General features: G+C 57.7%; 22 protein-coding genes and 2 tRNA genes. 12 read left to right on the top strand and 12 right to left on the bottom strand.

The annotated features are described in order from the left end of the window. Nucleotides 1-233 precede the first annotated feature (233 nt). Entirely contained in the window at nucleotides 234-2,774 is a 2,541-nt protein-coding gene (gene pepN / locus HMPREF2875_RS00325) for an aminopeptidase N (protein WP_070669488.1), read from the bottom strand. A 99-nt stretch (nucleotides 2,775-2,873) separates the two neighbouring features. On the opposite strand from pepN, the gene HMPREF2875_RS00330 reads away from it, so the two are divergent. Further along, nucleotides 2,874-3,488, top strand: a complete 615-nt coding sequence (locus HMPREF2875_RS00330) for a mycothiol-dependent nitroreductase Rv2466c family protein (RefSeq protein ID WP_070669489.1) — start codon at nucleotides 2,874-2,876, stop codon at nucleotides 3,486-3,488. Here HMPREF2875_RS00330 and HMPREF2875_RS00335 read toward each other — a convergent pair. Further along, nucleotides 3,485-3,856, bottom strand: coding sequence for a hypothetical protein (locus HMPREF2875_RS00335; protein WP_070669490.1), 372 nt, complete (start codon nucleotides 3,854-3,856; stop codon nucleotides 3,485-3,487). The genes HMPREF2875_RS00330 and HMPREF2875_RS00335 overlap by 4 nt on opposite strands. A gap of 110 nt (nucleotides 3,857-3,966) precedes the next feature. Between HMPREF2875_RS00335 and HMPREF2875_RS00340 the strand changes: the two genes are divergently transcribed. Next, entirely contained in the window at nucleotides 3,967-4,440 is a 474-nt protein-coding gene (locus tag HMPREF2875_RS00340; RefSeq protein WP_070669491.1) for a ribose-5-phosphate isomerase, read from the top strand. Here HMPREF2875_RS00340 and HMPREF2875_RS00345 read toward each other — a convergent pair. Both HMPREF2875_RS00345 and HMPREF2875_RS00350 read right to left on the bottom strand, forming a co-directional pair. Beyond that, nucleotides 4,437-5,279 carry an aldo/keto reductase gene (locus HMPREF2875_RS00345; protein WP_070669492.1) on the bottom strand — a complete coding sequence of 281 codons (843 nt, stop codon included), beginning with the start codon at nucleotides 5,277-5,279 and terminating at the stop codon, nucleotides 4,437-4,439. The genes HMPREF2875_RS00340 and HMPREF2875_RS00345 overlap by 4 nt on opposite strands. A 57-nt stretch (nucleotides 5,280-5,336) precedes the next feature. Next, a tRNA-Gly gene (locus tag HMPREF2875_RS00350) sits at nucleotides 5,337-5,411 on the bottom strand. A 166-nt stretch (nucleotides 5,412-5,577) separates the two neighbouring features. On the opposite strand from HMPREF2875_RS00350, the gene HMPREF2875_RS00355 reads away from it, so the two are divergent. The 3 genes from HMPREF2875_RS00355 (at nucleotide 5,578) to tig (ending at nucleotide 8,037) form a co-directional block, all read left to right on the top strand. Continuing rightward, nucleotides 5,578-6,396, top strand: coding sequence for a hypothetical protein (locus tag HMPREF2875_RS00355; protein WP_070669493.1), 819 nt, complete (start codon nucleotides 5,578-5,580; stop codon nucleotides 6,394-6,396). Between the two features lie 138 nt (nucleotides 6,397-6,534). Next, nucleotides 6,535-6,608, top strand: a tRNA-Pro gene (locus HMPREF2875_RS00360). Between the two features lie 73 nt (nucleotides 6,609-6,681). After that, a complete protein-coding gene (gene tig, locus HMPREF2875_RS00365) occupies nucleotides 6,682-8,037 on the top strand; it encodes a trigger factor (protein WP_070669494.1) in 1,356 nt (451 codons plus the stop codon). Nucleotides 8,038-8,210: 173 nt separating this feature from the next. On the opposite strand, the gene HMPREF2875_RS00370 is transcribed toward tig, so the two are convergent. The 6 genes from HMPREF2875_RS00370 to HMPREF2875_RS00395 all read right to left on the bottom strand — a co-directional run bounded on the left by HMPREF2875_RS00370 (nucleotide 8,211) and on the right by HMPREF2875_RS00395 (nucleotide 13,675). After that, complete coding sequence (locus HMPREF2875_RS00370; protein WP_070669495.1) at nucleotides 8,211-8,792, bottom strand: NADPH-dependent FMN reductase; 582 nt, start codon at nucleotides 8,790-8,792, stop codon at nucleotides 8,211-8,213. 39 nt (nucleotides 8,793-8,831) lie between these two features. Next, a complete protein-coding gene (locus tag HMPREF2875_RS00375) occupies nucleotides 8,832-9,104 on the bottom strand; it encodes a hypothetical protein (RefSeq protein ID WP_034655492.1) in 273 nt (90 codons plus the stop codon). After that, on the bottom strand, nucleotides 9,088-10,113 hold the full coding sequence (gene nrdF / locus HMPREF2875_RS00380) for a class 1b ribonucleoside-diphosphate reductase subunit beta (protein WP_023020918.1): 1,026 nt from the start codon (nucleotides 10,111-10,113) through the stop codon (nucleotides 9,088-9,090). Before nrdF ends, HMPREF2875_RS00375 begins: the two co-directional genes overlap by 17 nt. A gap of 52 nt (nucleotides 10,114-10,165) precedes the next feature. Then, a complete protein-coding gene (gene nrdE, locus HMPREF2875_RS00385) occupies nucleotides 10,166-12,361 on the bottom strand; it encodes a class 1b ribonucleoside-diphosphate reductase subunit alpha (RefSeq protein WP_070669496.1) in 2,196 nt (731 codons plus the stop codon). A 50-nt stretch (nucleotides 12,362-12,411) separates the two neighbouring features. Continuing rightward, nucleotides 12,412-12,879 (bottom strand): class Ib ribonucleoside-diphosphate reductase assembly flavoprotein NrdI, encoded by a 468-nt coding sequence (nrdI, locus tag HMPREF2875_RS00390; RefSeq protein ID WP_005324049.1) that lies wholly within the window; start codon nucleotides 12,877-12,879, stop codon nucleotides 12,412-12,414. Nucleotides 12,880-12,994: 115 nt separating this feature from the next. Next, nucleotides 12,995-13,675, bottom strand: a complete 681-nt coding sequence (locus HMPREF2875_RS00395; protein ID WP_070669497.1) for a metal-dependent transcriptional regulator — start codon at nucleotides 13,673-13,675, stop codon at nucleotides 12,995-12,997. 138 nt (nucleotides 13,676-13,813) lie between these two features. Here HMPREF2875_RS00395 and HMPREF2875_RS00400 point away from each other — a divergent pair, with 138 nt between their 5' ends. The 4 genes from HMPREF2875_RS00400 to HMPREF2875_RS00415 all read left to right on the top strand — a co-directional run bounded on the left by HMPREF2875_RS00400 (nucleotide 13,814) and on the right by HMPREF2875_RS00415 (nucleotide 17,918). Then, entirely contained in the window at nucleotides 13,814-14,413 is a 600-nt protein-coding gene (locus HMPREF2875_RS00400) for an ATP-dependent Clp protease proteolytic subunit (protein WP_070669498.1), read from the top strand. Between the two features lie 21 nt (nucleotides 14,414-14,434). After that, nucleotides 14,435-15,058: an ATP-dependent Clp protease proteolytic subunit gene (locus HMPREF2875_RS00405; protein WP_039676418.1), complete on the top strand. Its 624-nt coding sequence runs from the start codon at nucleotides 14,435-14,437 to the stop codon at nucleotides 15,056-15,058. Between the two features lie 538 nt (nucleotides 15,059-15,596). Beyond that, nucleotides 15,597-16,892: an ATP-dependent Clp protease ATP-binding subunit ClpX gene (gene clpX, locus HMPREF2875_RS00410; RefSeq protein ID WP_070669499.1), complete on the top strand. Its 1,296-nt coding sequence runs from the start codon at nucleotides 15,597-15,599 to the stop codon at nucleotides 16,890-16,892. Nucleotides 16,893-16,982: 90 nt separating this feature from the next. Further along, nucleotides 16,983-17,918 carry a sugar-binding transcriptional regulator gene (locus HMPREF2875_RS00415; protein ID WP_070669500.1) on the top strand — a complete coding sequence of 312 codons (936 nt, stop codon included), beginning with the start codon at nucleotides 16,983-16,985 and terminating at the stop codon, nucleotides 17,916-17,918. 52 nt (nucleotides 17,919-17,970) lie between these two features. Here the strand turns inward: HMPREF2875_RS00415 and HMPREF2875_RS00420 are convergent, their stop codons facing one another. Continuing rightward, the gene (locus HMPREF2875_RS00420; protein WP_070669501.1) at nucleotides 17,971-19,191 is read right to left on the bottom strand and encodes a NupC/NupG family nucleoside CNT transporter; all 1,221 of its coding nucleotides are present in this window, start codon (nucleotides 19,189-19,191) and stop codon (nucleotides 17,971-17,973) included. Nucleotides 19,192-19,209: 18 nt separating this feature from the next. Beyond that, nucleotides 19,210-19,644, bottom strand: coding sequence for a cytidine deaminase (locus tag HMPREF2875_RS00425; RefSeq protein ID WP_070669502.1), 435 nt, complete (start codon nucleotides 19,642-19,644; stop codon nucleotides 19,210-19,212). 204 nt (nucleotides 19,645-19,848) lie between these two features. Between HMPREF2875_RS00425 and HMPREF2875_RS00430 the strand changes: the two genes are divergently transcribed. Genes HMPREF2875_RS00430 through HMPREF2875_RS00440 form a run of 3 tightly spaced genes read left to right on the top strand, consistent with a single transcriptional unit; the run spans nucleotide 19,849 to nucleotide 23,454 of the window. Beyond that, nucleotides 19,849-21,135, top strand: coding sequence for a thymidine phosphorylase (locus tag HMPREF2875_RS00430; protein ID WP_070669503.1), 1,287 nt, complete (start codon nucleotides 19,849-19,851; stop codon nucleotides 21,133-21,135). A gap of 29 nt (nucleotides 21,136-21,164) precedes the next feature. Continuing rightward, nucleotides 21,165-21,821, top strand: a complete 657-nt coding sequence (deoC, locus tag HMPREF2875_RS00435) for a deoxyribose-phosphate aldolase (protein WP_070669504.1) — start codon at nucleotides 21,165-21,167, stop codon at nucleotides 21,819-21,821. 1 nt (nucleotide 21,822) lies between these two features. Then, nucleotides 21,823-23,454 (top strand): phospho-sugar mutase, encoded by a 1,632-nt coding sequence (locus HMPREF2875_RS00440; protein WP_070669505.1) that lies wholly within the window; start codon nucleotides 21,823-21,825, stop codon nucleotides 23,452-23,454. The last annotated feature ends 188 nt before the right edge of the window (nucleotides 23,455-23,642 follow it).

Genomic DNA, 23,642 nt, shown 5'->3' on the forward strand with positions numbered 1-23,642 from the left:
CGGGTGTGCCCGAAGTAGGTGCGGTGAAGGTGGGAAAGCTCGGTGGCGTCGGCTGGGTCGGCGCCGAGTGCGCGAAGCTCGTCGGGTGAGCTGGATGCTTTTTCCACTAGCGCTATCCCCGAGTTGCGGTAGTGGAAGTAGGTTTCTAATACCCCCATGACCACGAAGCTTAAAACAGGCCCACCAACCCCGCAACCGAAGCAGAAAAAACACTGGTTGCGGGGAGAAAACGATTAACCACGGTCGACGGCGCGGTTGCGCAGGGCGCGGGCGAGGCGGTCGCGCTGCTCGGTGACCGTACGGCGCAGGCCGCCGGCCAGGTCGCGGGAGAGGAACTCGTCGGCGCGGTCGAGGGTCTCCTGGCTGACATCCCAGCGCGGGAACAACCCGGTCACCGTGGTCAGGGCAATCTCATTGGACTGCGCGGACCAAATCTTTTCCGCCACGTCGAAGAACTCAGCGTTCGGCAGGAGCTCGTCGGCGCCTACGAACGTCAGACCCGCTAGCTTTGACTCCAAGTCGCGGTTACCCAACTCACCAGCGACGATTTCGTCCCATACTGCGCGCTTGTTGTCCTCGGTGTTTACAGCTGCCAACGCTTTGAGGGAAGCCTGATAGCCCGTCGCGGTGTTATCGCGCTTGAGTTCCTCAGCCACGGCCGTCATGGCGGCGCCGGCGTGCTCGGGGCCGGTGGCGCTGGCAAGCGAGCCATCAGCAATGAGCGCGGTGAGGGCCTTCCAGCGCAGGCCCGCATCCGAGGAGGTTTCAAGGAGGTCCTGGAAGAAGGTGCGGGAGGCGTCGTGAAGCTTGATGCCGGCCAGCGCCTGGGCGAAGACGATGGAGCGCTCAGTGTTGTCGGAGCGAGCGCCTTCAAGGAGGGCGTCGGCAAGCTGCGTATCCTCCTTTGCCCACTCCGGGTCGGCGTAGGTGGACTGAGCCAAAGCTGCCTGGGAGAGGATGCGTTCGAGCACAGCGAGCTCGGTTTCGGCCTCAGCACCGCGGGCGACGAGTGCGACGAAATCGCGGGCGCGCATCGAGCCAGCACGGGTCATCTCCCACGCGGTGGACCAGCACAGCGTGCGGGCCATGGGGTCTTCGAACTTGTCGATATTCTCCAACAGGAACTGCAGGGAACCCGCACCCAGCTCGATGAGACAGTAGGTCAGGTCATCGTCATTGGGCAGCACGAAATCGATATCCGCCAGCGGGCGGCCGATGAGTTCCGGAATCTCTGTGGAGGCACCATCGATATCCATCTCGATGCGCTCGGTGCGCACCACCTTCTCTCCCTGCAGCGCGTAGACGCCGACGGCGACGCGGTGCGTGCGCAGGGTATCGCCGCGCTGGGTGAGGTGGGCCTGGGTGATGGTGCCGGACTCGTCCGTCTCCAACGCCACACCCAGCGTGTTGACTCCCGTGGTCTTCAGCCACTGCTGCGCCCAGAAGGACAGGTCGCGGCCCGAGGCCTCCTCCAAGTGGCGCAGCAGATCCCCGAATGTGGCATTCGACCACTGGTGTTCCTGGAAGTGGCGGCGCACGCCGGCGAAGAAGTTCTCGCGGCCCACATAAGCCTGCAGTTGCTTGAGCACCGAGGCGCCCTTGGCGTAGGTGATGCCGTCAAAGTTCTGCTCCACGGTCTCAATATCGGAGGCATCCGTGGAAATCGGGTGCGTCGTGGGCAGCTGATCCTGCTGGTAAGCCCAGGCCTTCTCCACGTTGGCAAAGGTCACCCACGCGGTGTCGTACTGGGTCTCCTCCGCCTGAGAGATAGCGGCGGACCACGTGGCAAAGGATTCGTTGAGCCACAGGTCATCCCACCACTGCATGGTCACCAAGTCGCCGAACCACATGTGCGCCAGCTCGTGCAGAATGGTGTCCGCGCGGCGCTCATACTTGTAATGCGAGGCCTGCGACGTAAAGACGTATTCATCGCGAATGGTCACGCAGCCGGCGTTCTCCATCGCACCAGCGTTGAATTCCGGCACGAAAATCTGGTCGTACTTGCCAAAGGGGTAGGCAAAGCCGAAGTTGCGGTGGTAGAAATCGAAGCCCTGCTTGGTCTCAGTAAAAATGCGCTCCGCGTCGAGCGAATCCAGCAGCGACGGGCGGCAGTAAATCCCCAGCGGCACCTCAACGGACTGAGCAGGCGAGCCTTCCGGGTGCTCCGCCAAGGTGCCGGTCCACGTATCCGTCACGCCCACGTACGGGCCGGCGCACAGGGCAATCAGGTAGGTCGACAGCGGGTAGTCCACCGCCGCGCGCACGGTATTGCCTGAACGCGTGATGGGGGAGTTCGTAATCACCGTCCAGTGCTCCGGAACCTCAAAAGCCAGCGAGTACGTCGCCTTCAAATCCGGCTGGTCAAAGCAGGCGAAGACGCGCTTGGCGTCGGCAGTCTCGAACTGGGTGTAGAGGTAAGCCTCGCCGTCGACCGGGTCAACGAAGCGGTGCAGGCCCTCGCCCGTGCGGGAATAACGAATCTTTGCCACGACTTTTAGCTCATAAGAAGCCACCTGCAAACCCGACAACGGGATGCCGTAAGTCGGGTCATAGGCATTGGTAGGCAACGGCGCACCGTTGAGACGGACCTCGACAAGCTCGTCCCCGCGCAAGTCAATAAAGGTTGAGCCAGCTTCCTTTACCCGGAACTTCACCACCGTGGTAGACGTGAAAAACTCCTCCCCGGTGAGGTCGAGGGCGACGTCATAGTGCTCTACCTCCACCATGCCCGAGCGCTGCTGGGCTTCCTCGCGGGTGAGGTTAATCGAGGTCATGTAGGTTACTCCTCTTCGTCGGTGATTAAGTCTCTGCACCAGCGTAGTCACACGCCTAGGGTGGGATGCCACAGACCGCACAATCAAAGGAGATTTACCGTGGCTCAACAAGTGACGTTCTGGTTCGACTGCTCCTGCCCCTTCGCATGGCTGACCTCGCGTTGGATTAAAGAAGTGGAGAAGGTCCGCGATATCGAGGTGACCTTCGAACCGATGTCCCTGTCCGTGCTCAACAAGGGCCGTGACCTGGATCCGGAGTACATGAAGATGATGGAGGCCAACTGGGGCCCTGCCCGCGTGGCAGCCAAGATTGCCGTGGAGGCCCCGGAGAAGGTCGATGCCTTCTATACCGCAATGGGCACCCGCATCCACACCGAGGGCCAGGGCGGCAAGAAGGGTTACGGCGCCTACGACGACATCATCAAGCAGGCGCTTTCCGACGCCTCCCTCCCCGCCACCTTCGCCTCCGTGGCCAACACCGAAGAGATGGATGACAAGCTCTCCGAGTTCCATAACCGCGGCATTTCCGAGGTCGGCGATGAGGTCGGCACCCCGGTAGTGAAGTTCGGCGATACCGCTTTCTTCGGCCCGGTCATTACTCGCGTTCCCGCCGGCGAGGAAGCCGGCGAGCTTTTCGACGCCTCCGTGCGCCTCGCCCAGTTCCCCTACTTCTTCGAGCTCAAGCGCTCCCGCACGGAAGCCCCGCAGGTCTAACGCGTGCGGTTGCGCATTGCCGCCGCGATGACGCAAACGAGGACGATGGGGGTGAGCACGAAAGCAGGAAGTCCCGCGATGTTAATGATGGGCAGATAGCTCTGCGCCTGATATTCCTCCCACTCGGCGGCTACCCACGTGCCCCACGAGGCGCCCGCAAGTAGCGCTAGGACGCCGGCGGTGATTCCGCCGGCGGTGCGTGGCTTATGCAGGAGCCACCACAGGCCCACGCTGAGGTGGGCCAGCGTCATCACTGCTGCCAAGAGAAGAGGCAGAATGAAGACGTTGTCGGTGAAGAAATCGGCGGCGAATAAACCTGCGCCGACAAGGATTGCGCCGACGTAAAGGACACAAACACGAGTGTTCATAGGCGTAGCTGGGTCCTTCCTAGGGGAGTAGACCTGCCCCACCATATCAATTTTGAGTTATTGCTAAAACGGGTCGGCGGGTGTGTTCGCTGACCGCTAAGATGTTGGGCATGCGCGTTTATCTAGGAGCAGACCATGCAGGGTTCGAGATGAAGAACGTCATCGCCGAACACCTAAAGAAGCAGGGCCACGACGTCATTGATTGCGGTGCCCATGAGTACGACGCCGAGGATGACTACCCGGCATTTTGCATTGAGGCGGCGTTGCGGACCGTCAACGATCCGGGCTCGCTGGGCATCGTGCTGGGCGGTTCCGGAAACGGCGAGCAGATTGCCGCGAATAAGGTCAAGGGCGCGCGCTGCGCCCTGGCGTGGTCCCCCGAGACCGCACGCCTCGCCCGCGAGCACAACAATGCCCAGCTCATCGGCATCGGTGGCCGTATGCACTCCGAGGAGGAGGCGCTCGCTATCGTGGACGCTTTCCTGGATCAGGAGTGGTCCCGTGCTGAGCGCCACCAGCGCCGTATCGACATTCTTGCCGAGTACGAGCGCACCAACATTCCGCCGGAGCTTCCGGAGGCTTAGTAGTTCATCTCCTTGGGGTGAGTGCCGCCACGGCCCTCTTCCCCGAGGTCGAGATCAGTAATCGCAGCCATCTCGGAATCATCAAGCTCGAAGCCGAAGACATCGAAGTTCTGCGCGATGCGCTCCGGGTTTTCGGACTTCGGGAACACGATGACACCATTTTGTAGGTGCCAGCGGATGATCACCTGAGCGGGGGAGACGCCGTATTTCTCGGCGGGCTCAGTGATTTCCGGCTGCTCGAAGAGATCGGTTTTGCCCTGGCCCAGCGGGCCCCAGGCCTCGATGTGCACCTGGTGGGCGCGGAAGGCATCGAGCTCGCGCCAGCGCTGCAGGTAGGGGTGCAGCTCTACCTGGTTGACCACGGGGGTTTCATCAGTCTTGGTTTCCAGCTGGTCCAAGTGCTCCAGTTCGAAGTTGGAGACACCGATGGACTTGGCCTTGTCGGCCTTCCTCAGCTCGATGAGCTGCTTCCAGGCCTCGACGTAAGTATCGTTCTCCGGGCAGGGCCAATGGATGAGGTAGAGGTCCACGTAGTCAAGTCCGAGCTTCTCCAACGATTCGTCGAGTGCTGCGGCTGCGTCGGTCTGACGGTCATTCCATAGCTTGGTGGTGATGAAGAGCTCCTCGCGCGGGATGCCGGACTTGGCAATCGCGCGGCCCACACCTTCTTCGTTGCCGTAGATGGCAGCGGTGTCGATGTGTCGGTAGCCCAGCTTGAGGGCCTCGAGAACCAGCTCTTCGGTCTTGTCGGGGTCAACCTTGAAGACTCCGTAGCCAAGCTGGGGGATGGTGTTGCCGTCGTTGAGTGTGATCGTCGGTACAGCGTTCGATGTAGTCATGGGCACCACTGTACGCAGAAAAGACGGGCTCCTGTGGAGGAGACCGCCAGAAAAATTTGGAGGGAATGACGGGAATCGAACCCGCGTCTTCAGCTTGGAAGGCTGAGGTATTAGCCACTATACGACATTCCCACAACCCCGAAACTCCTCGCGATGAGCGCGCGAATCGGCGTGGCGTCTACTTTAGCGCACACCGGCGCCGATGCGAAAACGGGAACTAGAGCAGGGCTTTAGACGTTACGGTGGGTAAGAATGCAATCACTGTAAAACTCACGGCTCTGATAGGAGAGGTGTTCTCGTGGCCGCTCTGTGGCTCATCATTATCGCTGTCGGTGGCAGCGTATGGTTCTTGTCTTCGTTAAACGGAAAGAAGCAAAAGGAGCTGCGAGAATCCGAGCGCTTCGATGATGCCCTGGCGGATGCCCGCCGCTGGACTGAGCGCTTGGGCGGTCAGGTGATGAACCTGAGCGGAACCGATACTGCCTCCCAGCAGGCCATGGCGGATGCATCCGAGCGTTTCACCGCTGCAAACTCCGCAATCTCCCAGGCCAGCACAGTCAAGCAGGCGCACCTTGCGCGTGAGTCCGCGCTGGAGGGTCTGTACTACGTGGCGGCCGCGCGCGAGATTATGGGCATGGACCCAGGCCCAGAACTCCCGCCGCTGGAAGGCCAGCGCCAGGCCGGCAAGGTCACGGAGACCCGCACGGTGGAGGCAAATGGGGAGACGCTGACGGCGTCGCCAAGCGCATCGGCACAAACCCCGAACTACTACCCGGGTGGTGTCGTAGCAGGGCGCCCGGTCCCGGCCGGTTGGTACTCGCGCCCGTGGTGGGCTGATGCGTTGACCACCGGAGTGTGGATGGTGGGCTACTCCATGATGTTCAACGCCATGTTCGCGGGCATGTCCGGCGTCGGCTACTCTGCCGCGGCGGCTGAAAGCGGCGACTGGGGTGGCCATGATGCAGGCGACATGGCGGATGTTGGCGGTGACATGGATGGCGGCGGAGATATGGGCGCCGGTGATGTCGGAGGAGGCGATGAAGGAGGGTTCTTCGATGGTCTCTTTGGCGGCGACGGAGGCGATGGTGGAATGTTTGACTTTGACTTCGACTTCTAAGCGGAGAAAGAGCCTCTGACATGCAGAAAGGTCGTTAAAATGGGGCCGGTGTTGGGATAGTCAAGCGGCTATCGGTACACTAGCCCCAGTATGAAGCGCAGCTGCGTACGGGACTTCCGGGCGCAGAGGCTTTCCATACGGGGCGTGGCGCAGCTTGGTAGCGCACCTGCTTTGGGAGCAGGGGGTCGCAGGTTCAAATCCTGTCGCCCCGACGTATGGGGGCCTGGACACTCATCCAGGCCCCTTAATTACATTTTTAAACGATCACAATCAGGAGAGTTTCTCGTGAAGACCACCGTAGACAAGCTGAGCGATACGCGCGTCAAGCTCACCGTCAACGTTCCGTTCGCTGAGTTGGACAAGGAAATCGCTCAGGCCTACGCGGCGATCGCGCAGCAGGTTTCCATCCCCGGTTTCCGTAAGGGCAAGGCTCCGCGCCAGCTTATCGACGCCCGCTTCGGCCGCGGCCCTATCCTCGAGCAGGTCGTTAATGACATGTTGCCGTCTCGCTACGAGCAGGCCGTTGAAGAAAACGAGCTCAAGGTTATTGGCCAGCCGGAGGTTGACATTGCCAAGCTGGAGGACAACGACTTTGTCGAGTTCACCGCTGAGGTAGACGTGCGCCCGGAGTTTGAGGTTCCGGACTTCTCCAAGATTTCTGTCAAGGTTCCGGCCCTCGAGGTGGGCGATGAGGACGTCGACAAGGCACTCGAGAACCTTGCTGAGCGCTTCGGTGAGCTCAAGGACACCAAGCGCAAGATGAAGACCGGTGACTTCGCTGTCATCGACATCACCACTGAGGTGGACGGCACCAAGCTGGATGAGGCTTCCCACGAGGGCATGACCTACCGCATTGGTGATGACAACCTCATCAAGGGTCTGGACACCGCTCTGCGCGGCATGAAGACCGACGAGGACAACGAGTTCACCACCACTATCCAGTCCGGTGAGCACGAGGGCGAAGAGGCTACCGTTAAGGTCCACGTCCAGCAGACCAAGGAACGCAAGCTGCCGGAGCTCGACGACGAGTTCGCACAGATGGCTTCCGAGTTCGACACCATGGACGAGCTGCGCGAGGACACCAAGACCCGCGTCGAGGAAACCAAGAAGTCCGAGCAGGCGGCTAACATCCGCGATGAGGTCCTCAAGGCCGCTCTCGACGAGGTTTCCTTCGAGCTGCCGAAGTCCATCGTCGACGAGCAGGTTCACGCTCAGCTGCACCAGATCATGGGCCAGATGGCTCACGACGAGAAGGCACTGGCTCAGCTGCTGGAGGCTCAGGGCACCACTCGCGAAGAGTTCGATGCTGATGCTCGCAAGTCCGCTGAGGAGTCCGTCCGTACCCAGCTCTTCCTCGACGCACTGGCTGAGGTTGAGGAGCCGGAGGTATCCCAGCAGGAGCTGACCGACCACATCCTGTTCACCGCGCAGTCCTACGGCATGGACCCGAACCAGTTCATCCAGCAGCTGCAGTCCAGCAACCAGCTGGGCAACCTGTTCTCTGACGTTCGCCGTGGCAAGGCCCTGGCAATGGCTATCTGCCGTGCCGAGGTCACCGATGAGGCTGGCAACAAGGTTGATGTTGACCAGTACTTCGGTGAGATCGATGAGGACGAGGCTGAGGCTTCCGAGGAGAAGTAATCTCCCGCTTGTAACGCGCTGCTGCCACATGTGTGGTGGCGAGCGCGCATGAAACCCCGGATTCAGGTAACTCAAAGATGAGCCTGAATCCGGGGTTTGTGTCATTGTGAACGCCCTCTAGGAGTCTTTGAGTACTTCGTAGAGGGCGTGATGTGTGTTGGCTGGGGATACCGCTAGCCGTTCTTGGCTCTAAAGGCCTCGTCGGTCAACTGCAGGAAGCGCATAACGTAATCCTTGACAAAGTCTGCGGTACGTTGATTGAGATGCCCGGACTCTTCGAAAAGGGTGGGGGATTGGCCCAGAAATACTTCGGGCTGACCAGGGAGCGGCATATCGAAGTAGGACAGGGCGAGGCGAAGGTTTTTCTGTGAACTGTAGCCGCCCATACGGCCTACAGAGTGGCTAATGATACCTGCGGGAAGGTTCTTCCACGCCACATCTGAGTTGGGTTTAGAGCCGATGTCCACTGCGTTCTTGAGGCAGGCAGGGATAGTGCGGTTGTTCTCTGGCGTAATGAAGAGGATCCCGCTCGAGTTCTTGATGGTCTCGCGAAAGGTGGTGTACTCAGCCGGAGTGGGCTTGTCCGTGACGGCGGGGTCATCGTAGTCGAAGTCATAGAGCGGCAAGTCACGGATTTCCACGATGTTTGCCTCGTAGTCTTCAGGGATCATCGTGAGCACCTCGTGTGCAATCTTGCGTGCAAATGATTCTCGGCGCAGGCTGCCGACGATAACGCTGATACGTGGGGTGGTCATGGTAAACCTTCTTTCTTAGTTGGGTGTAGGGAGACGTGGTCAAGGGAGAAAAGGCTTGCAGCCAAAGGCCGGTGGTGGGCCGGCAGCGTGGGCGGCGGTGAGGAAGCCATCTACTTTGTCTCCTTCTTCATGGCGGAAGTACAGTTCGATGAGTCCTAGAAGCCCCCCGAGGACTGCTTCTCGTGCGGCGGATGTATTCAACAGCCGCATGGCTGCGGGTTGGTTTCCTTCGCGGATGGCTTCAAACAGCGCGATGGTCTCAAGCCAGCTTCCTTGGTCCGGTCGCGGAAAAGGTTTAGAAATCCCAGTCATCATCACTCGTTTCTTCAGCAGTACCAATGACATAGGAGGAACCAGATCCGGAGAAGAAGTCATGGTTCTCATCTGCTCCGGGGGCTAGGGCCGCGAGGATTTCTGGGTTCACTTCCGTTTCTTCGGGCGGGAAATAATCCGGGTAGCCCAAATTCATGAGTGCCTTATTGGCGTTATAGCGAACGAACACAGCTACATCATCCATGAGTCCCAAAGGCTCATATAGCTCGCCGGAATAGTCCAGCTCTAGTGCATAAAGCTCTTCGAGCAAAGAAATGGTGAAATCATGCATCTCCTTCTGCCGTAGCGGGGTCGTGGATTCCAGACCGCGCTGATACTTGTAACCCGAGTAGTAGCCGTGCACTGCCTTGTCACGCAGAATGAGGCGAATCATGTCTGCCGTATTTGTCAGGGTGGCGTGGACAGAAAAGTGCAAGGGAAGATAGAAACCCGCGTAGAGAAGCAGCGAGGAAAGCAGCGTCGATGACACCTTGCGTTTGAGTGGATCCGGCCCAAAATAGTGCGCGAGCACTTTCTTGGCGCGTGCCTGGAGAAGGTCATTATTCACCGCCCAGCGGTATGCTTCATCAATTTCCTTTGTACTGCTCAGGGTAGAAAACACTGAAGAGTATGAACGGGCATGGACTGACTGCATGAAGGCGATGTTGGTATACACGGCCTCCTCGTGTTCGGTGCGGGCATCTTGAATCTGACAGATTTCACCCACGGTGGCCTGGACAGTATCCAGGGTGGTGAGTCCCGTGAACACCCGCATGGTGAGGTTGCGTTCCTCGGGTGTCATCTTCTGCCACGCCGGGAGATCATTAGAAAGCGGGACCTTCTCTGGCAACCAAAAGTTGGCGGTGAGACGGTTCCACACTTCAAGATCCTTGTCATCGCTCACCCGGTTCCAATTGATGGCGCGGATGCGGGCTGAAGGATCATGCCGGTAGCTCGGCGGAGTAACTGAAATGCTGGTTAGTTCAGCACTATTCGATGTTGAAGACATAGCTTCTTTCTTTCTGAGTGAATGGTTGTGGACAAGGGGGAGGACCGTGCTCCTACAAAGCACAGGAGACGCAGCCTTCGACCTCGGTTCCTTGGAGCGCGGATTGGCGTAAACGGATGTAGTAGAGGGTCTTGATTCCGGCTTTCCAGGCATAGATTTGTGCCTTGTTGATGTCCCGCGTGGTGGTATCAGCGGTAAAGAACAAGGTCAGGGAAAGCCCTTGGTCCACGTGTTGGGTGGCCATGGCGTAGGTGTCGATGATTTTTTCGTATCCCACGGCGTAGGAGTCATCGAAATACTCCAGGTTGTCGTTGGTCATTTCCGGTGCGGGGTAGTACACGCGCCCCAAGCGGCCTTCCTTGCGTATTTCAATTTTGGAGGCAATTGGGTGGATGGACGCGGTAGAGTCATTGATGTAGGAAATTGATCCAGTGGGTGGAACTGCCTGCAAGTAGGCGTTGTAGATGCCGTCTTGCATCACTTGATTCTTGAGCCGTAGCCAATCCTCGCGTTGAGGGATCTGCACGCCTGCTTCATGGAAGAGCTGTTTTACGTGTTCAGTGGCTGGCGCCCAGTCTTGGTCGATGTATTTGTCAAAGTAGGCGCCAGTGGCATAGGTGGATTCTTCGAAGCCTGTGAATCGTTGACCTTTTTCAACCGCGAGTGCATGGGATGCGCGGAGCGCATGGTAGGTCACCGTGAGGAAATAGATATTTGTAAAGTCCAGTGCCTCGGCGCAGCCATAAGGAATACGCTGTGAAGCAAGGAAGCCGTGGAGATTCATTTGGCCCAGACCAATGGCATGCATGGAAGCATTTCCGTGAGCGATGGAGGGAACAGCTTCGATATTCGTCAGGTCTGAAACCTTCGTGAGGGCACGCACCGCGGTTTCGACGGTCTCCCCGAAGTCCGGCGATTCAAAAGCCTTCGCAATGTTGAGCGAACCTAGATTGCAGGAAATATCCTGGCCAACGGTGGTGTAGTCACCCGAAGCTCCGTAGGTCGATGGCGTGTTGACCTGGAGGATTTCGCTACACAGATTGGACATATTGATATGTCCTTTGAGGGGATTAGCGCGGTTGACCGTATCCTCAAAGAGGATGTAGGGGTATCCGGATTCAAACTGAAGCTCAGCCAGCGTGGTGAAAAACTCGCGGGCCTTAATGGTCGTGTGAGAAATTCGCGGATTGGCAACCAGCTCGTCGTAGTACTCGGTGATGGACATGTCAGACATGGCTACGCCGTACTCGCGAGCGATGTCATACGGGCTAAAAAGATGCATATCCTTGTTCTCTTTGGCCAGCCGGAAGGTTATATCTGGAATAACAACCCCCAGCGAAAGAGTCTTGATGCGGACTTTCTCATCGGCATTTTCCCGCTTGGTATCCAGGAAGCGAAGAATATCTGGATGGTGCGCATGCAGGTAGACGGCTCCAGCGCCCTGCCGGGCACCCAATTGGTTGGCATAGCTGAAGCTATCTTCGAGAATCTTCATGACTGGGACTACGCCGGAAGCCTGGTTCTCAATCTTTTTGATCGGGGCTCCGGATTCGCGCAGATTGCTCAGCAACAGGGCCACTCCACCACCGCGCTTTGATAGTTGCAGTGCAGAGTTCACGCAGCGGCCAATGCTCTCCAAGTTGTCTTCGATTCGCAGGAGGAAGCAGGAGACCATTTCGCCGCGCTGGGCTTTGCCTGCGTTGAGAAAAGTAGGGGTGGCGGGCTGGAAGCGTCCGGTCATGATGTCATCCACCAGCTTTTCTGCGAGCTCTTCGTCGCCCTGTGCAAGGTATAAAGCTGTGGTGGCGACACGTTCTTCGTAGCCTTCTAGGAATCGGGAGCCATCAAAGGTTTTCAGTGCATATGAAGTGAAGAACTTAAATGCGCCGAGGAAGGTGCGGAACTGGTGCTTAGCTCGATGAGCTCTGTCGTACATGGCGCACAGAAAGGCGTCATCATAAAGCTCAAGGAAATCCCGCTCGTAGTACTCGTTATCAACCAACCATTCCAAGCGTTGCTTGGTGGAATCGAACTGATGCATGCGGGGAGCGACATGGTGCGTGACATAGTCTTGTGCTGCCTGAATGTCCTTGTCAAACTGGATTTTTCCAGAAGCGTCGAACAAGTTCAGCTGCGCGTTGAGTGCGTGGTAGCTCTTGCGCTTGCCGACACCGCCGGCATTGTCTGCTGAAGCGGTGCGGGGCGTAGCGCCAATAGTCTGTGTGGGGGTGGCATCAAGAGGCCACATTGTGTTGTCCAATCTGTGTGATGCGGATGTGTTCTTCATCTTGTGGGGGATTAATGGGGTGTCATCGTTAGCTGCTTTTGCTGCTCCCAAAACTTCTGAAGGCCCTGCTTTACGGCGGCGATGTCCTTCTGGGTGCCGAGAAGCTCGAAGTGATACAGCTCCGGTACGTGGCACTTGGCGGAAATGATGCGTCCGGCGACGCAGTAAGCACTTCCGAAGTTGGTATTCCCTGAGGTAATAACGCCCCGGATAAAGGAGCGGTTGATTGGGTCATTGAGGAAGTCGATGACCTGTTTGGGGACTGCGCGTTTGAGCGAGCCGCCGCCGTAGGTGGGAACGATGAGTACGTACGGGTGTGAAACCTGGATCATCCCGGTTTTCTTGGGGCGCAGTGGAATGCGCACCGCGGGTCTATCTAAGCGTTCGACGAATCTTTTCGTGTTTTCTGAAACGCTGGAAAAGTACACCAAATCTGGTGAGTCTGACATAGCAATCCTGCTCATCCTGGCCTTAGCCATAAGTGGGATAGGTGATATTCGAAAAGACTAACTACGCAATGGCGTAGTTGCAACTACGGTCTAACGTAGTTTTGAAAAGAGCAGGTGAGAGCAGGATTAATGCAAAGGGGAATGTCTAAAGGTTGTGGTGTGCTACAAACACTGCGTCGGTAGCTGGGCGTCCAAGTACTACCCACTGAGTGCTGCCGGCCACCTGTATTTCGAGAGAATCTGAAAAGGGCGCTCCCTCGCGCGTGCTAAGAACAGCCCCAGTGACAATGCCGCGCTCCTCAAGGAACTTCAGCAGTTGTGGGTCGGAATCAGAAATGCGTTCCACGGTCACCTGCGATTGTGCACCGCTGTCGGTGAGGCGATGCGCACTGGGGATTGTGATCTGTCCATCAACCGTAGGGATAGGATCGCCGTGCGGATCCCTAGTGGGGTAATCAAGGAACTTATCCACACGTTCTATGAGCACGTCAGACACCGCGTGTTCGAGATTTTCGGCTTCATTGTGGACTTCGTCCCAGGTGTAGCCCAATGCTTGAACCAAAAAAGACTCAAGCAATCGGTGACGGCGCACCATGACCAATGCGTACTGCCTGCCAAGTTCGGTTAACTCCACAGAGCCATAGGGCGTGTGTGACACGAGCCCTTGCTTCGCCATTTTGCGCACTGCATCAGAGACCGAGGAGAGCTTGAGTCCCAGCTGTTTTGCTATAAGCGTGGCGGTAACGGGCTCGGATGACCATTCCTTTAGCCCCCAGATAGCTTTCAAATAGTTCTGGGTACTGGTGGACAGCTCGGAAACAGACATGAGTAAATGTTAACCCAGCTTCCGAGTGCGCCTTTGGCGCTGTGCCCCAACGCTCATAGCGAACAGAAGCCAAGTTTGAGAGGAATGCCGGTAAGGTGGGGCCAGTTAAAGCATTCTTCACTTGAAGGAGAACCACTAATGTCTGAGAAGATTTCAATGAACTCGTCGTCTACGGGTATGAATCTGAGCGATAGCGTGTACGAGCGCCTGTTGCGTGAGCGCATTATCTTCCTGGGAACCCAGGTCGATGATGAGATTGCGAACAAGCTTTGCGCCCAGATCCTCCTGCTGTCTGCCGAGGACCCCACTCGCGACATTTCGCTTTACATCAACTCTCCGGGTGGCTCTGTCACTGCGGGCATGGCCATTTACGACACGATGAAGTACTCGCCGTGCGATATTGCCACGTACGGCATGGGCCTGGCTGCCTCTATGGGTCAGTTCCTTCTCTCCGGCGGCACCAAGGGCAAGCGCTACGCTCTGCCGCACGCGCGCATCATGATGCACCAGCCTTCCGCTGGTGTCGGTGGTACCGCAGCTGACATCGCCATCCAGGCTGAGCAGTTCGCGCAGACCAAGCGTGAGATGGCTGAGCTCATCGCTGAGCACACCGGCCAGACCTTCGAGCAGATCACCAAGGACTCTGACCGTGACCGCTGGTTCACCGCCCAGCAGGCCAAGGAGTACGGAATCGTCGACCAAGTCATCGAGTCCGTCAACGGTCCTATCAGCAACTAGGGAACAAGGAGCCTTATTACAATGTCTAACCTTCAGATGCCTTCTTCCCGCTACGTTCTGCCAGAGTTTATTGAGCAGAACGCGCAGGGATCCAAGACCACCAACCCGTACTCCAAGCTGTTTGAGGAGCGCATCATCTTCCTGGGCACCCAGGTCGATGACACCTCCGCTAACGACATCATGGCGCAGCTGCTGGTGCTGGAGTCTCAGGACCCAGACCGCGATATCACGATGTACATCAACTCCCCGGGTGGATCCTTCACCGCGCTGATGGCCATCTATGACACCATGCGCTACGTGCGCCCGGACGTGCAGACCGTGTGCCTGGGCCAGGCCGCCTCCGCCGCAGCCGTCCTGCTGGCTGCCGGTGCCCCGGGTAAGCGCGCAGCACTTCCGAACTCTCGCGTGCTTATCCACCAGCCGCGCACGCAGGGCACCCAGGGCCAAGTCTCTGATCTTGAGATTGAGGCCAACGAGATTGAGCGTATGCGCCGCCTCATGGAGGAGACCCTGGCCGAGCACACCGGCCGCACCGCTGAGCAGATTCGCATCGATACTGACCGTGACAAGATTCTCACCGCCCAGGAAGCAGTGGAGTACGGTCTCATCGATACCGTCTTTGATTACCGTAAGCTCAACGCCTAGGTAAGTTGCGTGTAGGCGCGATGCCCCGCCTCCGGATTTGGTCCGGGGCGGGGCTTGCTTTCGGCGAAGAGCGGCTTAGCCCTCATAAACTGGCAAGATGACGATGTGGCCATAGCGCTTGTCGACGTCCCAGGAGAGGTTTCGCACGGAGTCGCGCGAGGTGACGTCGACAAGCAGGGCGTCTGCGTCGAGATCGGTCGCGGCCTGGTCTTGAAGGTCGAACCTGGAGTTGCTCCTGAACGGTTGGGGCGGATGTGTCCGAGCTTCAGCCTAGGAGGCTAGCGCCAGTGGTATGGCTAGCGCCGGTGGTGTGGAGGGCCTTGTTGACGCCGATGTCGGTGAAGGGGCGGACAGCAGAAGTAAACGAGCAAGCAGCTCTGTCTATGTTGATTAAAGACTGTTTTAAATTCAATGGCGCGCCACTCAGTGGGGAATGAAGCTCATGGGTGAGTGGTTTACTAGAGTGGAATGAAGACCGCGGGGGCTGCGGTAGAATCGCCCCACTAACACCCTCAGAGAAAAGAGTCGAAAGGCGTTCATGGCACGTATGCAAGAAAGCGCTGACCTGCTCAAGTGCTCCTTCTGCGGAAAGAGTCAAAAGCAGGTAAAGAAGCTTATCGCCGGCGGCGGCGTCTACATTTGTGACGAATGCATTGAGCTCTGCAACGAGATTATTGAGGAGGAGCTCGGCGCAGCTCAGGCCGAGGCGGATGAAGAGAAGGAGATGCGTCTGCCGCGTCCCTCGGAGATTTCGGCCTTCCTAGATAAGTACGTCATCGGCCAAGATCAGGCCAAGCGCGTGCTGTCGGTGGCGGTGTACAACCACTACAAGCGCATCAAGGCAGAAGAAGCCGCGGGCTTGGAGAGTCGCCGCAAGAAGGCACAGGAAGAGGACGTGGAGATTGCCAAGTCCAATATCCTCATGCTGGGCCCCACTGGCTCCGGTAAGACTTACCTGGCACAGACTTTGGCCCGGCTTCTCGACGTCCCCTTCGCCATCGCGGATGCCACCAGCCTGACAGAGGCCGGCTACGTGGGCGAGGATGTGGAGAATATCCTTCTCAAGCTACTCCAGGCAGCCGATTTCGATGTTGAGCGCGCGCAGCAAGGCATTATTTACGTTGATGAGGTAGACAAGATTTCCCGCAAGTCGGAGAACCCGTCAATCACTCGTGACGTCTCCGGTGAAGGTGTGCAGCAGGCGCTGCTCAAGATTCTTGAAGGCACCGTGGCCGCCATCCCGCCGCAGGGCGGGCGCAAGCACCCGAACCAGGAGTTCATCCAGCTGGATACCTCTAACATCCTGTTCATTGTTGCTGGCGCCTTTGCTGGTTTGGACAAGGTGATTTCGGAGCGTGTGGGCAAGAAGGGCGTTGGTTTCGGCGCCAAGCTGGAAACCAAGGATGAAAAAGAGTCTGTTGACTTCTTCTCGCAGGTCCGCCCCGAGGACTTGGTGAAGTTCGGCCTGATTCCGGAGTTTATTGGCCGTCTTCCGATTGTGGCGACGGTGGACAACTTGGACCGAGAGTCTCTGGTCAAGGTGCTCGTGGAGCCGAAGAATTCTTTGGTCAAGCAGTACCAGCGCCTGTTCAGCATGGACGGCGCGGAGTTGCACTTCGAGGATGAAGCGCTCGATGCCATCGCTGAGTTGGCACTGGAGCGCAAGACCGGTGCGCGTGGCCTGCGCGCCATCATGGAGGAGCTGCTTGTTCCGGTGATGTATGACCTGCCGGACCGCGAGGATATTGCCAGCGTCCATATCACCGAAGCCTGCGTGAAGGGCGAAGGTGAGCCGGAGTTCGTCTACTCGGACGAAGCGAAGGAATCCGCTTAAACCGGCTGTAGATTTATGGCTGGGTGGTGCTGGAAAGCGTCGCTCGGCCATTTTTGTGGCTCAAATCAGAGTGGATGAGAGGAATCGACCATGGAGCTACGTGACGAACAATCACTGCAGGTGGCCAAGCTTTACTATCGCGGAGGACTGAGTCAAAGCGAGGTGGCTGCTGAGATGGGGTTGTCCCGGCCAACCGTTGCCAAGCTCTTGCAACATGCCAAAACCCGCGGATACGTCACGGTGGAAATCCATGATCCCCGTGAGGACGGCGATGAACTAGGCCAACGTCTAATGGAGCGTTATGGGCTTGAGGATGTTCGTCTCGTCTTTAGCCCTCGTGGTGATGAAGACACGCTTACAGAGGGCTTGGGGCGCGTCGGGGCCAAGATGCTCCATGAACTTGTCCATGACGGTATGAGTGTGGGAATTTCCTGGGGGAATACCATGCACTCAGTGGCGCGGCATATGCAGCCAAAAAGCGTGGCTGGAGTCGAGATTGTACAGCTCAAAGGCGGACATTCGCACTCTATCCGCGTGACGAATGACATGGACACGCTCAAGCGCATTAGTGCGGCGTTTGGAGCCGAGACTCTAAGTCTGCCTCTGCCGGTCATTTTCGATTCTGCGGAAGCAAAAGAAATCGTCGAAAAAGATCGACACATTTCTTCCATTTTGAATGCAGGGCGCCACGCTGATCTTGCGGTTTTCACTGTGGGAGCTGTCTCGCGCGATAGCCTGTTGATGAACCTTGGATACCTCAGTGAAGAGGAGATCCACGTGCTTGAACGCCAGGCCGTTGGTGACGCCTGCTCGCGTTTTTACACGGCCGATGGGGAGGTGGCCTCGCCAGCTATAGATGCGCGCACTATCGGCATTTCACTCTCAGAACTAAAGGCGATTCCGCAACGCTTCTTGGTGGCCGGTGGGCTTCAAAAGATGGCAGCCATCGATACCGCGCTGCGTATGAAGTTGGCGACGCATGTCGTTATCGACAAAGAAACAGCGAACCGATTGCTTCAGCTTTAGGAGAAAACAAACAAAAGAGCCCCTCGTGCTGAGAGGCTCTCCTTGGCGCGGGTTAAAGAACCATGGGGGCGACGATGACGCCCACAATGGCGGCGTTGAGCATATTGGTTAAGAAACCACCGAACAGGGCTTTAGGCCCGAGTTTCGCAATCTCGCCGCGGCGCTCTGGTACAAGGCCGCCGATTGATCCAATCTGAATGCCGATGGAGGAGATGTTGGCAAAGCCAGCCAGGGCGAAGGAAGAGAGCATGATGGCTTTGTCGCTGAGCTGGTCGATGTTTTCACCAAACGCGGTGTAGCCAACGAACTCATTGAGGATTGTCTTTTGGCCAATGAAGTTGCCGACCTGCATAACGTCGTCCCACGGGACGCCGATAAGCCATGCCACCGGCGCGAAGAGGAGACCAAAGAGGCCTTCGAGAGACCAATTGTCTTGACCGAAGATGGAACCTACGCCGCCGAGGATGGCGGAAAGCATAGCGATCATGGCGATAAAGGCAATGAGGAGGCAGGCCACTGAAATGGCAATCTTGCCACCGGCCATGGCACCGCTACTGATGGCATCGATGATGTTCTTGGAATCGTTATCGCGCACGTCCTTGACCGTGGCATCTAGATTAGATTCCTCGGTCTCCGGCATGAGGCCCTTGGCGATGAGAAGGGAACCGGGGGCGTTCATCAAGGATGCGGCCAGAAGATACTCCAACGGTGCGCCCAATAGGGAATAACCAATGAGCGTGGAGCCGGCGACCGAGGCGAAGCCGCCGACCATACAGGTGTAGAGCTCCGAACGAGTGAGCTTGGGCAGGTACGGCTTGATGACGAGAGGGGCCTCCGACTGGCCGAGGAAAATAACTGTCGTGGCCCAGACAGACTCCACCTTGGATGTGCCCATAAGCCATTTGATGCCCGAACCGACGTACTCGACGAAGTACTGGATAACCCGGAGATAGTAGAGCGCAGCAATAATTGCGCCCAAAAAGATGACTACAGGAAGAACATTGAGGGCGAAAATGAAGTTTTCCCCGAGTAAGCCACCGAATACAAACGACGTACCTTCGTTCGTGAAATCAGTGAGCTTGGTGAGACCGTGGGAGACCGCTTCGAGAGCTTTGAACCCGGGCTCCCATGCCAGCACTAGGTAGCAGAAGACAATCTGTAGGGCGAGGCCCACACCGATTGTGCGCCACTTTATGTTTTTGCGGGAACTGGAAAGAACGTAAATGACCGCAAGGATCGCGAGGATTCCTAAAAGACCTTGTAGGCGTTCCATGTTTATCAGACCATTCTCTTAGAGGGCCTCGGGGCCAAAGGAGTGGGGAAGGATTTCACTGAAGTCGAAGCTGCGGGGTGCACCATCGACGGAAACGATGACTCGTTCGCAATTGAACTCGCGCAGCACCTGGCGGCAGGCGCCACACGGATAGCACGGTTCAGCCTTGAGGCCAACGATGGCAACAGCGCGAATTACGGGCAGATTGGGCAAGTGGCCGTCATCAGCGGTGGCATCTCCTGACGTAATCATGTGAGCGGCGGCGTTGCGCTCGGCACAGATACCAAGGGGGCTGGAGGCATTTTCGACGTTGGAGCCGGTGATGACCCGGCCATCGTCGAGAAGCAGGGCGGCACCGACCGGGAATGAGGAATACGGTGCCCATGCGTGGTGTGCTGCTTCCCTCGCCTTCTCCAAAAGCTCAACGTCTGTTGGCGTTTTTGTCGCATCCATAGCGATGGGTCCTTTCTTGCGGTGCGGGAGGAGGCGTGTTCCAGCGCTTCAGGAACAAAAATAAAACTCCTCATTGACATCTGTTCTATTAGCGATAATAATGGGCTGTGTTGCGATGCACAAGCCCGAAATTCAAGTGAGGTAAAGCACAGCGGGCTGCATTCCGCATCCCGGAGTAGGTAGGTCAAGAGTGAAGGAGTTGTCGTGGCCGAGAAATTTGATGCAGTCGACGTTATCCGTACCAAACGTGACAAGGGGGTGCTGAGCCCTGCCGAGATTGATTGGGTTATTGACGCCTACACGCGTGGAGTGGTGGGCGATGAGCAGATGGCCGCACTTAATATGGCCATTTTCCTCAACGGCATGAACCGTGAGGAGATTTCGCGTTGGACCCAGGCGATGATCGCTTCCGGCGAAACGATGAGCTTCGATTCTTTGTCGAAAAAGACCGCCGATAAGCACTCCACCGGAGGCGTCGGTGACAAAATCACCCTACCGCTCGCACCGCTCGTTGCGGCTTTCGGTGTCGCCGTACCTCAGCTGTCTGGACGCGGCCTCGGACACACGGGAGGAACACTGGACAAGCTGGAGGCAATTCCAGGGTGGCAGGCCGATGTGAGTAACGAGCGCATGATGGAAATCCTGGAGGATCCAGGTTGCATCATCTGTGCTGCCGGTGCTGGCTTGGCTCCAGCAGATAAAAAGATTTACGCATTGCGTGACATCACCTCCACGGTGGAAGCTATCCCGCTGATTGCCTCCTCCATCATGTCCAAGAAAATCGCGGAAGGTACGTCTTCCTTGGTCCTCGACGTTAAAGTCGGTTCCGGTGCATTCATGAAGAACCAAGAGCAGGCTCGCGAGTTGGCGCAAACCATGGTCGATTTGGGTAAAGACGCTGGCACGAAGACGACTGCTTTGCTGACTGATATGTCGACCCCTCTGGGGCGCAAGGTAGGCAATGCCCTTGAGGTTGAGGAATCTGTAGAGGTGCTCGCCGGTGGCGGTCCGGCGGACGTCGTCGAACTCACCGTTGCTCTGGCCCGCGAGATGCTCGAGGCAGCCGGCGTTCACGACGCCGACATTGAGGCAGCCCTCAAGGACGGCCGTGCTATGGACAAGTGGAAGCAAATGATTAAGGCGCAGGGCGGCGACCCAGATGCCGCTCTGCCGGTGGCGAGCCACACCCACGATGTCATCGCGGACTCCGATGGCTACCTGACCGAACTTGATGCTCTCGCTGTCGGCGTGAGCTCGTGGCGCTTGGGTGCCGGTCGTGCTCGAAAGGAAGATCCGGTACAGGCCACCGCTGGTATTGAACTGCATGCCACGAAGGGCGAGAAGGTGACCAAGGGACAGAAACTGTTTACTCTCCACACGGAAACCCCAGACCGCTTCGAGCGCTCCTTGGAGGTTCTCAACAGCGGTTTTCAGATCACCAATGAACCGCTGTCTGAAGAGCGCACGATCATTCTTGACCGAATCAGCTAACACACATTCACCGACATTTAGGAGACATTATGACTTCTCGCACTGACGTTGCCCAGATGATTGATCACACCCTGCTTAAACCGGAAGCGACGCCGGACCAGGTGGCCGCTTTGGCCAAGGAAGCGGGAGAACTGGGCACCTATTCAATTTGCGTATCGCCGAACCAATTGCCTGTTGAGGTGCCGGCGGGCGTACACGTAGCCACCGTCGTTGGCTTTCCTTCCGGTGCTGTGAAGACCGAGGTTAAGGCAGCTGAGACTGCACGTGCAGTGAAAGACGGTGCCGAAGAGATTGACATGGTGGTCAATCTTTCCCAGGTCAAGTCCCATGACTACGCCGCGGTGGAGGCCGACATCAAGGCCGTGCGCGATGCTGCACCGGCTCCAGTCATCGTGAAGGTCATCATTGAATCTGCTGCGCTTGACGATGAAGAAATCGTCGCCACGTGCCAAGCCGCCGAGCGCGCAGGCGCCGATTTTGTCAAGACCTCGACTGGCTTCCACCCCGCTGGTGGTGCTTCGGTCCATGCCGTGAAGCTTTTGGCAGACACCGTCGAGGGTCGCCTCGGTGTAAAGGCCTCGGGTGGAATCCGTGATGCTGAGGCCGCCCAGGCCATGATTGATGCTGGCGCAACGCGCTTGGGTCTGTCTTCCTCTGCAGCCGTGCTCGAAGGATTCGAGGCTTAAAATGACATCCATACTGGAGACCGCTCGGCAGTGGGCCGAACACGACCCAGACCCGGCAACGCGCGCAGAGGTAGAGTCCCTCGTCGAGGCACAGGATGAGGAAACGCTCCGCACTCTGTTTGCAGGCCCGCTGTCTTTCGGCACTGCTGGTCTGCGCGGCACAATCGGTCCGGGTGAGTCGCAGATGAACCGAGCTGTCGTTATCCGGACGACAGCGGGGTTGATGGACGTGCTGAAGAAGCAGGTGGACGTACCAAGAGTTGTGGTCGGATGCGACGCTCGTCATGGATCTGCTGCTTTCCATCGCGATGTTGCTGATGTGGTGGCCGCCGCGGGTGGACACGCATTGGTTCTCCCGCCGCAGAACCCCACTCCGCTCACCGCATTCACAGTTCGGGAACTAGGAGCTGATGCCGGGGTTATGGTGACTGCCTCACACAACCCGCCTCAGGACAATGGTTACAAGGTGTACTTGGGAGGTCGGGTAGTTGAAGGTGATGGTCAAGGCGTGCAAATCGTGCCGCCGTTCGATTCTGAGATCGCCGCCGCAATTGCTGCAGCTCCCCCGGCTGACCAAGTGCCCCGTGATGCAGCCAACGGCCCAGGGAAAGTAGAAGAGGTTGATACCCGCGAGCGTTACTTATCGCGCATTCAAGAGCGAGCAGGTGAAGGGCCGCGAGATCTTCGCATCACTCTCACACCGATGCACGGCGTAGGAGGCGACCTAGCGCTCAACGCTCTGGAAGCAGTGGGGTTCACTGAAGTTGAACTGGTGGCGGAGCAAGCGCAGCCGGATCCCGATTTCCCCACCGTTACTTTTCCCAACCCCGAGGAGCCAGGTGCACTCGACTGTGCCTTTGCAGCCGCTCAGGAAACACGAAGTGACATCATCTTGGCTCTGGACCCTGATGCAGATCGCTGTGCTGTTGCCATCCCTACTGAAAGCGGGTGGCGTCAGCTCACCGGTGATGAAACCGGTGCCTTGTTAGGTGACTACTTGGCTCGCGACGGCGGAGTGTTGGCCAACTCGGTGGTATCCAGCCGCTTCCTCGGGCGCATTGCACAGGCACGCGGCGCCCAGTGGCGCACGACGCTCACTGGGTTTAAAAGGATTGCGCGCACACCTAACCTGACTTTTGGCTACGAAGAGGCCATCGGGTACTGCTGCGACCCCGAAGCCGTTGCGGACAAGGACGGTATTTCGGCAGCAGTGACCGTTGCGTGCTTGGCAGCCGAACTGAAGTCGGCAGGCAAGAACCTGCAAGATAGACTCGACGAGCTCGCCGCTGAATTAGGCACGCACAAGACGAAGCCATTGACCTTCCGCTTCGACGACATCACGCAGATTGCTCCCACCTTGGAGCAGATCTTGCAATCCCCGCCGGAATCGCTGGCCGGTTCGCCCGTCCTGCGTGCGAGCGATATGTCGAAGGGCTACCAAGGCTTGGAACCGACCCCCGGATTGGTCCTGGAAACCGAGGCCAACGACCGCGTCATTATCCGCCCCTCGGGTACGGAGCCGAAGCTCAAGTGCTACCTCGAAGTGGTGCGGGAAGGCGATGTCGATTGGGTAGGCGCTGAAGAGCGACTGGACCGCATCGCTGTGGAACTCAAGCGTGAGTTAGGCCTGTAACCAACGCTTGCCACGTACTACCTGCCAAATCAGGTGGCATTACTCAAAAGGCATCTTCACTCCTGAAGATGCCTTTTGTGCTGTTCATATGGCGTTTTTACTCGTGAAAACGCTTTCTAGCAGATGCCATACTCGTGTCGATGCGTTGGCTTTGTACCGAGGAGTGTCCTGGGACGCAGAGCAATATA

The organism is Corynebacterium sp. HMSC078H07 (assembly GCF_001812805.1).
Taxonomy (GTDB): Bacteria; Actinomycetota; Actinomycetes; order Mycobacteriales; family Mycobacteriaceae; genus Corynebacterium.